General features: G+C 58.9%; 9 protein-coding genes and 1 pseudogene. 6 read left to right on the forward strand and 4 right to left on the reverse strand.

What is annotated here, in order from left to right; all coding sequences use genetic code 11:
* Positions 1 to 10: 10 nt before the first annotated feature.
* A complete protein-coding gene (locus N018_RS14580; RefSeq protein WP_025390062.1) occupies positions 11 to 910 on the forward strand; it encodes a hydroxymethylglutaryl-CoA lyase in 900 nt (299 codons plus the stop codon).
* Between the two features lie 282 nt (positions 911 to 1,192).
* Here N018_RS14580 and N018_RS27800 read toward each other — a convergent pair.
* Positions 1,193 to 1,451: pseudogene (locus tag N018_RS27800) on the reverse strand (hypothetical protein).
* Between the two features lie 290 nt (positions 1,452 to 1,741).
* Between N018_RS27800 and N018_RS14590 the strand changes: the two are divergent.
* Genes N018_RS14590 through N018_RS14605 form a run of 4 tightly spaced genes read left to right on the forward strand, consistent with a single transcriptional unit; the run spans position 1,742 to position 7,342 of the window.
* Positions 1,742 to 2,905, forward strand: a complete 1,164-nt coding sequence (locus N018_RS14590) for an isovaleryl-CoA dehydrogenase (protein WP_025390063.1) — start codon at positions 1,742 to 1,744, stop codon at positions 2,903 to 2,905.
* 13 nt (positions 2,906 to 2,918) lie between these two features.
* Positions 2,919 to 4,526 (forward strand): carboxyl transferase domain-containing protein, encoded by a 1,608-nt coding sequence (locus N018_RS14595; protein WP_025390064.1) that lies wholly within the window; start codon positions 2,919 to 2,921, stop codon positions 4,524 to 4,526.
* 9 nt (positions 4,527 to 4,535) lie between these two features.
* Positions 4,536 to 5,396, forward strand: coding sequence for a gamma-carboxygeranoyl-CoA hydratase (locus N018_RS14600; protein ID WP_025390065.1), 861 nt, complete (start codon positions 4,536 to 4,538; stop codon positions 5,394 to 5,396).
* On the forward strand, positions 5,393 to 7,342 hold the full coding sequence (locus N018_RS14605; protein ID WP_025390066.1) for an acetyl/propionyl/methylcrotonyl-CoA carboxylase subunit alpha: 1,950 nt from the start codon (positions 5,393 to 5,395) through the stop codon (positions 7,340 to 7,342). Before N018_RS14600 ends, N018_RS14605 begins: the two co-directional genes overlap by 4 nt.
* A gap of 83 nt (positions 7,343 to 7,425) precedes the next feature.
* Here N018_RS14605 and nfuA read toward each other — a convergent pair whose 3' ends face one another.
* Positions 7,426 to 8,019 (reverse strand): Fe-S biogenesis protein NfuA, encoded by a 594-nt coding sequence (nfuA, locus tag N018_RS14610; RefSeq protein ID WP_024646955.1) that lies wholly within the window; start codon positions 8,017 to 8,019, stop codon positions 7,426 to 7,428.
* 70 nt (positions 8,020 to 8,089) lie between these two features.
* Positions 8,090 to 9,112 (reverse strand): acyltransferase family protein, encoded by a 1,023-nt coding sequence (locus N018_RS14615; RefSeq protein WP_024646954.1) that lies wholly within the window; start codon positions 9,110 to 9,112, stop codon positions 8,090 to 8,092.
* Positions 9,113 to 9,453: 341 nt separating this feature from the next.
* On the opposite strand from N018_RS14615, the gene metH reads away from it, so the two are divergent.
* Positions 9,454 to 13,173, forward strand: a complete 3,720-nt coding sequence (metH, locus tag N018_RS14620; RefSeq protein ID WP_024646953.1) for a methionine synthase — start codon at positions 9,454 to 9,456, stop codon at positions 13,171 to 13,173.
* A gap of 52 nt (positions 13,174 to 13,225) precedes the next feature.
* On the opposite strand, the gene N018_RS14625 is transcribed toward metH, so the two are convergent.
* Positions 13,226 to 14,323 (reverse strand): ABC transporter substrate-binding protein, encoded by a 1,098-nt coding sequence (locus N018_RS14625; protein ID WP_024646952.1) that lies wholly within the window; start codon positions 14,321 to 14,323, stop codon positions 13,226 to 13,228.
* Positions 14,324 to 14,596 lie beyond the last annotated feature (273 nt).

Consider the following 14,596-nt stretch of genomic DNA (forward strand, 5'->3'; position numbering starts at 1 on the left):
AGGCACCGCCATGTCACTCCCGCAAAAAGTGAAAATCGTCGAAGTCGGTCCGCGTGACGGCCTGCAAAACGAGACACTGCCGATCAGTGTCGAGGCCAAGGTACGCCTGGTCGACGACCTGAGCGCTGCCGGATTTGGCCACATCGAAGCGGGCAGTTTCGTGTCCGCCAGATGGGTGCCGCAAATGGCGGGCTCGGCCCAGGTACTTGCGCAGATTCAGCGCCGTGAGGGCGTTATTTATTCGGCCCTGACGCCAAATCTCAGGGGGTTCGAAGATGCGCTGGCAGCCGGCGCTGGAGAAGTCGCAGTCTTCGCCGCAGCAAGTGAAGCATTCTCTCAGCGCAACCTGAACTGCTCGATCAGCGAAAGCCTGGAGCGCTTTGCACCAATCATGGCGGCTGCCCGCCTGTATGGCTTGCGGGTCCGGGGTTATGTGTCCTGCGTATTGGGTTGCCCTTATGAGGGCGATGTGGCATCTGAACAGGTCGCCGCGGTTGCCAACGAGCTGCACGCCATGGGCTGTTATGAGATTTCGCTGGGAGACACCATCGGCATCGGCACGCCCGGAGCCGCCCGCGCCCTCTTCAGCGCTGTGGCGGCACACATTCCACGTGGCAAGCTGGCCGGACACTTTCACGACACCTACGGCCAGGCGCTGGCGAATATCTTCGCCAGTCTGGAAGAAGGCATCCAGGTATTCGACAGCTCAGTCGCAGGTCTGGGTGGCTGTCCTTACGCCAAGGGTGCGAGCGGCAATGTCGCCACCGAAGACGTGCTTTACATGTTGCAAGGGCTGGGTATCGAGACCGGCGTTGATCTTGATCAGGTTATCAAGGCCGGCCAGCGAATTTGCGAAGTGCTGGGACGCAGCAATGGCTCGCGCGTAGCCAAAGCCAGGCTGTCAGCCTGACAACCGTCACCGGTCGGTAACAGGGTGCGACACATTGTCACGGAGTGTTACCCTGACCGCGTCCTGTCGAGACAAACGGGTAACACGGAAACAACCGACAACAGAATCAGACAACCCGATGCACGAAAAAAAACTTCAAATGCCCGGTTTCAGGGGCTTTGAAAAAACTGGCACGGGTCCTGCTATATTCTTTGTACAACAAGAATAAAAGCATGTAGCAACTCAATAAAAACAATACGTATCGACTCTGATATAACAAGAACAACACGGACAGAGACGTAGCTAACAGATTTTTTTGGAGTGGACAGCTTTTCTGAACCGCTTGCCTTGGCAGGTCGTTCGCAGCCAGACAGAGAACAATAAAACTGCCCCGAGGCAGCCCCCGTACTGGTTGGATCAATGTGATGAAAGTGGCATCAGCGCTCAAAAAAATACGTTTGCTCTTGATCCTGTTTAGGGATCGCTCAAAAAAGATGTGAAGGGCCAGGTCGCCAAAAACAACAACAGGCCTCCCTACAAACAAAAAAGAGCATAGCAACATACCTTGAAGGGGAGCCCAGGCTCCCCTTCGTGCTTTCCGGGATTTGACAGACTTTCATTGTGCCGGCCCTCCACGCTCAGCGTTATACACGCGCCTTCCTGGGCGCGAGCCGGGTGACGCTTCGCCTGCTCGCGAAGAGGCTGGTACACACCGCCGCTGTCGCAACCTCCTGAAGCTCTTACAGCGCTTAAACAGAACGTTGACAGTCCACACCCGCAGGTTTACGTTAACGTAAAGGTAATAGCCGATCGTTCAGAACGACATCCAAGAATAAAACAGGAACGCTGCCCATGAGTTACCCCAGCCTTAACTTCGCCTTGGGCGAAACCATCGACATGCTGTGCGATCAGTTGCAATCGTTCGTCGCCGCAGAGCTCTCCCCTCGCGCCGCGCAGATTGACAAGGACAACCTGTTCCCGGCCGACATGTGGCGCAAATTCGGTGAGATGGGCGTGCTCGGCATCACTGTCAGCGAGGAATATGGCGGCGCGGGTCTCGGGTATCTGGCGCATGTGGTAGCCATGGAAGAGATCAGTCGTGGCTCGGCGTCGGTGGCGCTGTCCTACGGCGCGCACTCTAACCTCTGCGTCAATCAGATCAACCGCAACGGCAACCCCGAACAGAAAGCCCGTTACCTGCCCAGGCTGATCAGCGGCGAGCACGTTGGCGCACTGGCCATGAGCGAACCCAATGCCGGCTCGGATGTGGTGTCGATGAAGCTGCGGGCCGACAAGCGCGGCGACCGTTACATCCTCAATGGCAGCAAAACCTGGATCACCAACGGGCCGGACGCCAACACGTACGTGATCTACGCCAAGACCGACGTGGAGAAAGCAGCACATGGCATCAGCGCGTTCATCGTCGAACGCGACTGGAAAGGATTTTCTCGCGGCAGCAAGTTCGACAAGCTTGGCATGCGCGGCTCCAACACCTGCGAACTGTTCTTCGACGATGTAGAAGTGCCGGAAGAGAACCTGCTGGGCGTGCTCGACGGCGGCGTACGGGTATTGATGAGTGGCCTGGATTACGAGCGCGTGGTCCTCTCCGGCGGGCCAACCGGGATCATGCAGGCCTGCATGGACGTGGTCGTCCCCTACATTCATGACCGCAAGCAGTTCGGCCAGAGTATCGGCGAGTTTCAGCTGATTCAGGGCAAGGTTGCCGACATGTACACCCAACTCAATGCCAGCCGAGCTTATCTGTACGCCGTCGCCCAAGCCTGTGATCGTGGCGAAACCACGCGCAAGGATGCAGCAGGCGTGATCCTGTACAGCGCCGAGCGGGCGACCCAGATGGCGCTGGATGCCATTCAGATTCTCGGCGGCAATGGCTACATCAACGAGTTTCCGGCCGGTCGACTGTTACGCGATGCCAAGCTCTACGAGATCGGCGCAGGCACCAGCGAAATCCGCCGCATGCTCATTGGTCGCGAACTGTTCAACGAAACCCGTTGATTCCGGAGTCCTCATGGCCATCCTGCACACCCGAATCAATCCGCGCTCCACAGAGTTTTCGCTCAACCATGCCGCGCTGCTGCAACAGGTCGAAGCCTTGCGCAGCCTATTGAACAACGTCCGCCAGGGCGGCGGGCCAAAAGCCCAGGAACGCCACACTTCGCGAGGCAAGTTGCTGCCGCGTGAGCGTATCAAGCGCTTGCTGGACACGGGCTCGCCGTTTCTGGAAATCGGCCAGTTGGCCGCGCACGACGTGTATGGCGAAGACGTCCCGGCTGCTGGGGTAATTGTCGGCATCGGCCGCGTCGAAGGCGTTGAATGCATGATCATTGCCAATGACGCCACAGTCAAAGGCGGTTCCTATTACCCGCTGACCGTCAAAAAACACCTGCGTGCGCAGACCATCGCCCAGCAGAATCGCCTGCCGTGCATCTATCTGGTGGACTCCGGCGGCGCCAACCTGCCGCGTCAGGACGAGGTGTTTCCGGATCGCGAACACTTCGGGCGCATCTTCTTCAATCAGGCCAACATGAGCGCCCAGGGCATTGCCCAGATTGCCGTGGTCATGGGCTCCTGCACCGCAGGCGGGGCCTATGTACCGGCCATGGCCGACGAAGCGATCATGGTGCGCAAGCAAGCGACGATCTTTCTCGCCGGGCCGCCGCTGGTCAAAGCCGCCACCGGCGAGGTAGTGAGCGCCGAGGACCTGGGCGGTGCCGACGTGCATTGCCGCACGTCCGGGGTGGCCGATCATTACGCAGAAAGCGACGAGCACGCACTGGCGCTGGCACGACGCAGTGTCGCCAACCTCAACTGGCGCAAGCAGGGTCAGTTGAACGTCATCGCCCCCATCGCTCCGCTGTACGCCAGTGACGAGCTGTACGGCATTATTCCGACCGACAGCAAGCAGCCGTTTGACGTGCGGGAAATCATCGCCCGGCTGGTGGACGGTTCGGTATTCGATGAATTCAAGGCGCTGTTCGGCACCACGCTGGTCTGCGGTTTTGCTCATCTGCACGGTTACCCGATCGCCATTCTGGCCAACAATGGCATCCTGTTCGCCGAGGCCGCTCAAAAAGGCGCGCATTTCATCGAGCTGGCGTGCCAGCGCGGGATTCCACTGCTGTTCCTGCAGAACATCACTGGTTTCATGGTTGGTCAGAAGTACGAAGCGGGTGGCATCGCCAAGCATGGCGCCAAGCTGGTGACCGCAGTGGCCTGCGCCAGAGTACCGAAATTCACGGTAATCATCGGCGGCAGTTTCGGGGCCGGCAACTACGGCATGTGCGGCCGCGCTTACGACCCGCGTTTTCTGTGGATGTGGCCCAACGCGCGAATCGGCGTGATGGGCGGCGAGCAGGCGGCGGGCGTGCTGGTGCAGGTCAAGTGCGAACAGGCCGAACGCGCCGGCCAGGCCTTCAGCCCGCAGCAGCAGGCCGAGTTGAAACAGCCGATCCTCGATCAGTATGAACATCAGGGCCATCCGTATTACTCCAGCGCCCGGCTGTGGGACGACGGCGTCATCGACCCGGCACAGACCCGCGAGATCCTGGCACTCGCCCTCTCCGCTTCGCTCAATGCGCCTATCGAACCCACTACCTTCGGCCTGTTCCGCATGTAAGCGGGGAAAATAACCATGACCTCATTCGTCACCATAGAACTGCTCGAAGACCCGCGAGGTTTCGCCACACTCTGGCTGAACCGTGCGGACAAGAACAATGCATTCAATGCGCATATGATTCGTGAATTGATCATTGCGCTGGACCAGGTACAAGCCAATTCCAGCCTGCGTTTTTTGCTGCTCCGTGGCCGCGGCCGACACTTCAGTGCCGGGGCTGATCTGACCTGGATGCAGCAGGCCGCCGACCTGGATTACAACACCAACCTGGACGATGCACGCGAGCTGGCCGAGCTGATGTACAACCTCGCCAGATTGAAGCTGCCCACTCTGGCCGTGGTGCAGGGCGCGGCGTTTGGCGGTGCGCTGGGCCTGATCAGTTGCTGTGACATGGCCATCGCAGCCGAAAACGCACAGTTTTGCCTGTCCGAGGTGCGCATCGGCCTTGCCCCGGCGGTTATAAGCCCGTTCGTGGTTCAGGCCATTGGGGAACGCGCAGCACGACGTTATGCACTGACCGCAGAGCGCTTCGACGGCCAGCGCGCACAACAAATCGGCCTGATCGCCGAGTGCTACGCGGACACCGAGCTGGAGACCCGAACACTTGAATGGATCGAGAACCTGCTGCTCAACAGCCCGCAGGCCATGCGCGTCAGCAAGGAATTGCTGCGTGAAGTGGGCAGCGGCGAATTGACGCCTGCGTTGCGTCGTTACTGCGAAAACGCCATTGCGCGCATCCGCACCAGCGCCGAAGGCCAGGAAGGCCTGCGCGCCTTTCTGCAAAAGCGCGCGCCGGGCTGGCAACGTCTGTCGGATGAGCATCCTGGCGAACGCTCTGCCCTGACCGAAACACACAAGGATTCGCAACCATGAGTACGCCAGAGCTGAACACGCTGCTGATCGCCAATCGGGGTGAAATAGCCTGTCGCATCATGCGCAGCGCCAAAAAGATGGGGCTGACCACGGTTGCAGTGCACAGCGCCATTGACCGGGATGCACGTCACAGCCGTGAAGCGGATGTCTGCGTGGATCTGGGGGGAAGCAAGGCATCTGACAACTACCTGATGATCGACAAGCTGATAGACGCCGCATTGGCCAGCGGTGCCCAGGCGATCCATCCCGGTTATGGTTTTCTGTCCGAAAATGCTGACTTCGCGCAGGCCATTGAAGACGCCGGGCTGATTTTTCTCGGCCCGCCCGCCTCGGCCATCAATGCCATGGGCAGCAAATCCGCAGCAAAATCGCTGATGGAATACGCTGGCGTGCCGTTGGTGCCGGGCTATCACGGTGCCGCGCAGGATATCGAAACATTCGCTGCAGCGGCCGAAAGCATTGGCTATCCGGTATTGCTGAAGGCGACCGCTGGCGGCGGTGGCAAAGGTATGAAAGTGGTCGACCAGGCCAGCGAACTGACCGAAGCGCTGGCGTCCGCTCAGCGTGAGGCGCAGTCGTCGTTCGGCGATGCGCGAATGCTGGTGGAAAAATATGTATTGTCGCCGCGCCATGTCGAGATTCAGGTGTTTGCCGATCAGCACGGTCATTGCCTGTACCTCAACGAACGCGACTGCTCGATTCAGCGTCGCCACCAGAAAGTGGTCGAAGAAGCGCCCGCACCGGGCCTGACGCCTGAACTGCGCCGAGCAATGGGCGAAGCGGCAGTCAAGGCGGCACAGGCGATTGGCTACGTGGGCGCAGGTACTGTGGAGTTCCTGCTCGACGCACGCGGCGAGTTTTTCTTCATGGAAATGAACACCCGCCTGCAAGTCGAACACCCGGTGACCGAATACATCACGGGGCTGGATCTGGTCGAGTGGCAGATACGCGTGGCGCGCGGTGAACACCTGCCGATCACTCAGGAGCAGGTTCCGCTGATCGGGCATGCCATCGAAGTACGGCTTTACGCCGAAGACCCGGCCAACGACTTCCTGCCAGCGACCGGGACGCTGAATCTGTATCGCGAGCCCGCCCATGGCGTTGGCAGGCGTGTGGACAGCGGCGTGGCCGAGGGTGACAGCGTTTCACCCTTTTACGACCCGATGCTCGGCAAGCTGATCGCCTGGGGCGAGACGCGCGAAGAGGCGCGTCTCCGACTGCTGGGCATGCTCGATGAGTTCGCCGTGGGCGGCGTCAGGACCAACCTCGCGTTCCTGCGGCGCATCATCGCCCATCCGGCATTTGCCGCCGCTGAACTGGACACCGGTTTCATCCCGCGCCATCAGTCACACCTGCTGCCTGAAACCGCCGAGCCTACAGAGGCGTTCTGGCAGGCGGCTGCCGAAGCGTTCAGCCAAAGCGAACCGACGCGCATCAGTCCGTCCGACCCGCACTCACCCTGGTCGGCCACGAACGGCTTCCGTGCAGGAATGCCAGCAGAGACCGATCTGCAATTAAGTTGCAGCGGCCAGACCCGAGCCGTCCGCCTGCACAACAGCAACGCATCATTGTTCAGGCTGGATGGGGAGCAGTTGCGCATTGATTGCAATGGGGTGCGCCATCAGCATCTGGCGATCAGACGCGGCAGTACGCTTTATCTCAAATGGCAGGGCGATCTGCACACCATCGTTCAAGCCGACCCGATTGCCCAGGCCGAGCCAGGTCATGATCAGCAAGGCAGCCTGATTGCACCCATGAATGGCAGCATCGTGCGCGTGCTGGTCGAGGTGGGACAGACCGTCGACGCCGGCGCGCAACTGGTCGTGCTGGAGGCGATGAAGATGGAGCACAGTATCCGCGCAGCCAGCACAGGGGTGATCACCGCGTTGTACTGCCGCGAGGGCGAGATGGTCAATGAAGGCGCGGTGCTGGTGGAGATGAGCTGATTCAGCCGTGCGTGCAGAACACGAGCCTTGCTCAAACAAAAACGCCCTAGCCAGACCAGAGCGTTTTCTGCAGCAGAAACGCCTTAGTAGTAAGCGTTTTCTTTCTGTGTGTGGTCGGTTACATCGCGAACGCCCGACAGCTCGGGAATACGCTCAAGCAACGTGCGCTCGATACCTTCCCTAAGGGTGACATCGGCCTGACCACACCCCTGGCAACCGCCGCCGAATTGCAGAACGGCGATGTTCTTCGCTTCCTCTTCAACCACGTCGATCAGGGTGACCTGACCACCGTGGCTGGCAAGGCCCGGGTTGATTTCGGTTTGCAGGTAATAATTGATGCGCTCGTTGATCGGACTGTCGGCACTGACCATCGGAACCTTGGCGTTCGGAGCCTTGATGGTCAACTGGCCGCCCATGCGGTCGGTGGCGTAGTCGACGACGGCATCATCCAGAAAAGCCTCGCTGAAGCCGTCGATCCAGGCCGTGAAGCTTTTCAGGCCGATGGCCTTGTCATCAGCTTTCTCTTCGCCCGGCTTGCAGTAGGCAATACAGGTTTCGGCGTACTGAGTGCCGGGCTGGGTGATAAACACGCGGATGCCGATGCCTGGGGTATTCTGCTTTTCCAGCAGATCGGCCAGATAATCGTGGGCGGCATCGGTAATAGTGATAGCGGTCATGAAAATTCCTCGCAGACGTGCGTGCAGTTTACGCCAATCGACCGCCGCGCACAAAGTCCCAGTATTTTTGTCAGGATAACGCCTGCGCCTGACCGACCTGCCGCCGTCCGTCCAGCCAACCCTTTATTCGCTGATAAAGGCCCTTCTCGATCCACTCGTAACTGATCCATGCGCCGATGGCGATGATCGGTACACAGAACGCGAATACCACATAAGGACTGAGGCCGAAGCGCTGTGCCATCAGCAAGCCCCCGTACAGCACCAGCACGTGCAGCAGGTACACCGAATAGGAGCAGTCACCCAGCATTTTGAGCAGGCGGCTGCCGTTGAAATACGGTTCAAGGGAAATGCACGACAGCACGATCAGCGCACTGGGCAGGCCCCAGTTGAGCAACCGCTGCTCATTGGTCAGGTTATTGATCGCATACAGCCCGACAGCGATACCCGCCAGTGGCAACCATAGAGCGTTTCGTATCAGACCACGGCGATAGAGGATGCCAATGCCGATACCCAGCAGGAACTCGTAAACAATGTCATTGCCGTAGAAGCGACTGATAAGTCCAGCCTTGGCCAGCACCTCACTGACGGCGAACAGTGCCGCCGCAATGATCAGAGGTCGATGGCGCTGCTCAAACAGAAACACCATCGAAAACAACAGATAGAAGAACATTTCGTAATTGAGCGTCCAGCCGACATTGAGCGTCGGGTACAGCCCATAGCCACCAGGGTTTTCCGACGGAATAAAGATCAGCGACAGGAGGAAGTTCTGCCAACCGATGACCTGGTGCGGCAGCATCGGTGCTGCGATCAGTAGCAACAACCCCATGGCGGCGGTGTACAGCCAATAGGCCGGGACGATTCTGATCAGGCGGTGGAGGATGAAGCGCCGCGCGGGCATTTCCTTGTTTTGCGTAGAGAGAAATATCACCAGGCCGCTGATGACAAAGAAGATATCGACGCCGACTGCGCCCTTGGAGACAAAGAACTGGCCGATCGGACCGCTGGCCTTGAAGTCAAAAAAAATCTGCATGAAGTGGTGACACACTACAACCCACGCAGCAAATGCCCGTAAGGCCTGAACCGAAATCAACATCACTGAATCCTCTACTGCCTGACCATCAACCCTGTACCTGAAAAACCGAGTGGCACACGGCGCGCACCATTTCCGACCACGGTTTTAGAAAAAAGATCGCAAAAAACCCTTCTCGTTCAGGAAACGACGATGGCCGCAGGCCATGTTCTGTAAGGGTTGCAGCCCTGCACACCTTTAAACACGATAGTAAATACAGTGCGTGCCAGAAACAGTGCAGCGTCATGGAAGACACCGTATCGCAACATGAATGAATTTCATGCAAAAGGCTCATCAGCACCAAAAGCGTTCCGGTTTGTTATCATCGCGTTCTTTAAAGCATCGACCTTCTCAAGGTAGCCCCCATGTCTGACCGCAGCGCCCGCCAGCAAGCCTTCCTCAACGCTCTCAAACAGCGGATTCTGATCCTCGATGGCGGCATGGGCACGATGATCCAGAGCTACCGTCTTGAAGAGCAGGATTATCGGGGCAAGCGTTTCGCTGACTGGCCAAGCGACGTCAAAGGCAACAATGACCTGCTGATCCTGAGCCGTCCCGATGTGATTGGCGCAATTGAAAAGGCCTACCTTGATGCGGGCGCCGACATTCTCGAAACCAACACCTTCAACGCCACTCAGGTATCCCAGGCCGATTACGGCATGGAATCGATCGTCTACGAGCTGAACGTCGAGGGCGCCCGTCTGGCGCGTAAGGTGGCAGACGCCAAGACACTCGAAACCCCTGACAAACCGCGTTTTGTCGCCGGTGTTCTGGGCCCGACCAGCCGCACCTGCTCGCTGTCACCCGACGTCAACAACCCCGGCTATCGCAACGTCACCTTCGATGAGCTGGTAGAGAATTACACCGAAGCGACCAAGGGCCTGATCGAAGGCGGCTCCGACCTGATCCTGATCGAAACCATTTTCGACACACTCAACGCCAAGGCGGCGATCTTCGCCGTGCAGGGCGTGTTCGAAGAGCTGGGTTTCGAGCTGCCGATCATGATCTCCGGCACCATCACCGATGCCTCGGGGCGCACCCTGTCCGGGCAAACCACTGAAGCTTTCTGGAACTCGATCAGCCACGCCAAACCGATATCGGTCGGCCTGAACTGCGCACTGGGTGCCAGCGAACTGCGCCCGTATCTGCAAGAACTGGCCAACAAGGCCAATACGCATGTGTCTGCGCACCCCAACGCCGGTCTGCCCAACGCCTTCGGCGAATACGACGAGCAGCCGAGCCAGACCGCGAAGATCATCGAAGAATTCGCGCAAAGCGGCTTTTTGAATATTGTCGGCGGCTGCTGCGGCACCACGCCTGCGCACATCAAAGCGATTGCCGAAGCCGTCTCCGGCTATGCACCGCGTGAGATTCCGGACATTCCGAAAGCCTGCCGTCTGTCCGGCCTCGAACCGTTCACCATTGATCGCCAGTCGCTGTTCATCAACGTCGGCGAGCGCACCAACATCACCGGTTCCGCACGCTTTGCCCGCCTGATCCGTGAAGACAACTACACCGAGGCCCTGGAAGTCGCCCTGCAACAGGTCGAAGCCGGTGCCCAGGTGATCGACATCAACATGGACGAAGGGATGCTCGACTCGAAGAAGGCCATGGTGACCTTCCTCAACCTGATCGCCGGCGAGCCGGATATTTCCCGCGTGCCGATCATGATCGACTCCTCCAAATGGGAGGTGATCGAAGCCGGCCTGAAGTGCATTCAAGGCAAGGGTATCGTCAACTCCATCAGCATGAAGGAAGGCGTCGAGCAGTTCATCCATCATGCTCGCCTGTGCAAGCGTTATGGCGCTGCGGTGGTGGTCATGGCCTTCGATGAGCAGGGCCAGGCCGATACCGAGGCGCGCAAGAAGGAAATCTGCAAGCGTTCCTACGACATTCTGGTCAATGAAGTGGGCTTCCCGCCGGAAGACATCATCTTTGACCCGAACATCTTCGCCATCGCCACCGGCATCGAAGAACACAACAACTATGCCGTGGACTTCATCAACGCCTGTGCCTACATCCGTGATGAACTGCCCTACGCCCTGACCTCGGGCGGGGTGTCCAACGTCTCGTTCTCGTTCCGCGGCAACAACCCGGTGCGCGAGGCAATCCACTCGGTTTTTCTGCTGCACGCGATCCGCAATGGCCTGAGCATGGGCATCGTCAACGCCGGGCAGCTGGAAATTTACGACCAGATCCCGGCCGAACTGCGTGATTGCGTCGAAGACGTAGTACTCAACCGCACAGCGGACGGCACCGATGCACTGCTGGCTATTGCCGACAAGTACAAGGGCGACGGCAGCGTAAAGGAAGCCGAGACCGAGGAGTGGCGCAGCTGGCCGGTCAATCAAAGGCTGGAACACGCACTGGTCAAGGGCATTACCACGCACATCGTTCAGGACACCGAAGAGTCACGCCTGGGGTTCAACCGGCCTATCGAAGTGATCGAAGGCCCGCTGATGTCAGGCATGAACGTGGTCGGCGATCTGTTCGGCGCGGGCAAGATGTTCCTGCCGCAGGTGGTCAAGTCCGCACGTGTCATGAAACAAGCGGTGGCGCACCTGATCCCGTTCATCGAGCTGGAAAAAGGCGACAAGCCTGAAGCCAAGGGCAAGATTCTGATGGCGACGGTCAAGGGTGACGTGCACGACATCGGCAAGAACATTGTCGGCGTGGTGCTGGGCTGCAATGGCTACGACATTGTCGATCTGGGCGTGATGGTGCCTGCCGAGAAAATCCTGCAGGTCGCTCGCGACGAGAAGTGCGACATCATCGGCCTGTCCGGGCTGATCACTCCATCGCTGGACGAGATGGTGCATGTTGCCCGGGAAATGCAACGTCAGGATTTCCACTTGCCGTTGATGATCGGCGGTGCGACCACTTCCAAGGCACACACTGCGGTCAAGATCGAACCCAAATACAGCAACGACGCGGTGATCTACGTGACCGATGCGTCGCGTGCTGTGGGCGTCGCGACTCAGTTGCTGTCGAAAGAGCTGAAACCGGCGTTTATTGAAAAGACCCGCCTGGAATACATAGAAGTGCGTGAGCGCACCTCGGCCCGCAGTGCGCGCACCGAACGCCTGAGCTACGGCGCAGCGGTGGCGAAGAAGCCGCAGTTCGACTGGGAAAACTACACCCCTGCCCAACCGACTTTCACCGGAACCCGCGTCTTGCAGGACATTGATCTGAACGTGCTGGCCGAGTACATCGACTGGACACCGTTCTTCATTTCCTGGGACCTGGCCGGCAAGTACCCGCGCATCCTCACCGACGAAGTGGTCGGCGAGGCTGCCACCGCACTGTTCGAAGACGCCCAGCAGATGCTGCGCAAGCTGATCGATGAGAAACTGATCAGCGCCCGCGCCGTGTTCGGTTTCTGGCCAGCCAATCAGGTCAATGATGATGATCTGGAAGTCTACGGTGACAACGGCAAACCGCTGGCAAAACTCCATCATTTGCGTCAGCAGACCATAAAGCCTGACGGCAAGCCGAACTTCTCGCTGGCTGACTTCGTCGCGCCCAGGGACAGCGGCCTGACCGACTACATTGGCGGTTTCATCACCACTGCCGGTATTGGTGCCGAAGAAGTTGCCAAGGCCTATCAGGACAAAGGCGACGACTACAACTCGATCATGGTCAAAGCGCTCGCAGACCGTCTTGCCGAAGCCTGCGCCGAATGGCTGCACCAGCAGGTGCGCAAGGAATACTGGGGCTACGCCAAAGAGGAAGCGCTGGACAACGAAGCGCTGATCAAGGAGCAATACATGGGCATCCGCCCTGCTCCCGGCTATCCGGCATGTCCCGATCACACTGAAAAGGCCACCCTGTTCGCGCTGCTCGATCCATTGCCTGAAGGCACTCCGGAGCATACGCCGGGCAAAAGTGGCGTATTCCTCACCGAGAGCTACGCAATGTTCCCTGCGGCGGCAGTCAGCGGCTGGTACTTCGCCCATCCGCAGGCGCAGTATTTTGCGGTGGGAAAGGTCGACAAGGATCAGGTCGAAAGCTACACAGCCCGCAAGGGTCAGGACTTGAGCATCACCGAGCGCTGGCTGGCGCCCAACCTGGGTTACGACGAGTAAGGCGTTCAAGAGCTCAGCCGGCGCAGGTTCGGCTGCAGCCTGAAGCGATTGCTTACCGGCTCTGGGCTGCGGTGGCCGGGAGCATGCTTTTAAGCGAGAACGGCGACGGTTCACCTGGCACCTTCAGGTCGAACGCTCGAGTATCCAGTTGATAGCGCTCGTTACGAGTCGCCTCCAGAAAGCGCTGAGTATCCTGCGGTTCGACCAACTGCAAGACATCAACAGCTTGATCGCCCAACGGCTGACGCGCGGTCGGCTGGGCGACATCGTAACGATGCAGCAGAATGATCGCCCAGCCTCCCAGCGTGAAATGGCCGGCGGCGACCACACTGAGACTGCCATTCAATTGCGCCTGCAATGACAGGCCAGTGCCATTGATCGCACTGAACAGAACATCCCTGCCCGGCATGCCGCCACGCTCTCGCAAGGCGTCCATGGCGCCGAATGCCATCAGTTCATTGGCCGACCATACCAGACGAACCTCAGGGTGACGTTTGAATAGCACGCGAGCTTGCTCCAGCGCCCTGTCGCGCCGCCATCCGCCCAGTACGATTTGCCGCAGATGCACCTCGGGATGTTCTGCCACAGCACGTAACATGCCCTTTTCACGCGACAGCGAAACCGCGGTGGTATTGGTTCCCGAGAAGGCCAGCATTTCAACCGTCTGCCCCCTGGTAACCTGAGGCGCAAGGCTGATAAGACGCTTGGCGGTCATGTAACCGCCCTCCTCGTCATTGCCGATCAGGCTGCCAATGAAATCCGGATAGCGGGCGCGCAGGTCGCCGAGAATAAGCGCCTGGTCTGCGGTCAGCGTGTTATTGACCGCAAACAGCTTCACCCCGCTGCCTGAAGACAGGCGCAGAATCTCAGGAGCCACGTTCAGCTCATTGGAAAACAACAGGTAATCCGGTCGCTCGTTGCCCAGCAGCGTTTCCCGCGCCATACGGATCAAGGTTCGTGTGTCGCGATCGGTGTAGAGAATTTTAAGCGACATGCCCGTAGTGCTGGCAGCCGTCTGCATGACTCTCGAATAGCTCGCCCAATAGCCGTCGGTTTCAGCACCGGGGCTTATGAACACCACCGACGCGGCACCTGACGCAGCGGACCACAACCAGCCGAACACGATCAGCCATCGGACACACACCTTCATACACTTGAACCTTGAGACAACCGCGATTGATCGCTTTACAAGCGAGCTATCGGCAGCAACTACAGGGATCTGGAGGCTGCGGACAAATCTTTATTCAGCACGCTACCGGCTGCTGACCCAGAACAGTGCGGCAGCAATGGCCAGAATCACAATGAAAAGAATGGCCCAGGCATCAACGGACTTACCTGGCTTGGTCAGTTTAGGGTGCTTGCTCATCGCATCGCCTCTTGTCGGTCTTGTGGGTGATTGCACATGAAAGGATCGGTATGACCA

The organism is Pseudomonas syringae CC1557 (assembly GCF_000452705.1).
GTDB classification, from domain to species: Bacteria; Pseudomonadota; Gammaproteobacteria; order Pseudomonadales; family Pseudomonadaceae; genus Aquipseudomonas; species Aquipseudomonas syringae_F.

Excerpts from the sequence above, each read along its gene's own strand:
- N018_RS14615 (WP_024646954.1), bottom strand. The coding sequence starts at position 9,112 with ATGTTGATTTCGGTTCAGGCCTTACGGGCATTTGCTGCGTGGGTTGTA.
- N018_RS14605 (WP_025390066.1), top strand. The coding sequence starts at position 5,393 with ATGAGTACGCCAGAGCTGAACACGCTGCTGATCGCCAATCGGGGTGAA.
- N018_RS14625 (WP_024646952.1), bottom strand. The coding sequence starts at position 14,323 with ATGAAGGTGTGTGTCCGATGGCTGATCGTGTTCGGCTGGTTGTGGTCC.
- N018_RS14590 (WP_025390063.1), top strand. The coding sequence starts at position 1,742 with ATGAGTTACCCCAGCCTTAACTTCGCCTTGGGCGAAACCATCGACATG.
- N018_RS14580 (WP_025390062.1), top strand. The coding sequence starts at position 11 with ATGTCACTCCCGCAAAAAGTGAAAATCGTCGAAGTCGGTCCGCGTGAC.
- metH (WP_024646953.1), top strand. The coding sequence starts at position 9,454 with ATGTCTGACCGCAGCGCCCGCCAGCAAGCCTTCCTCAACGCTCTCAAA.
- N018_RS14595 (WP_025390064.1), top strand. The coding sequence starts at position 2,919 with ATGGCCATCCTGCACACCCGAATCAATCCGCGCTCCACAGAGTTTTCG.
- nfuA (WP_024646955.1), bottom strand. The coding sequence starts at position 8,019 with ATGACCGCTATCACTATTACCGATGCCGCCCACGATTATCTGGCCGAT.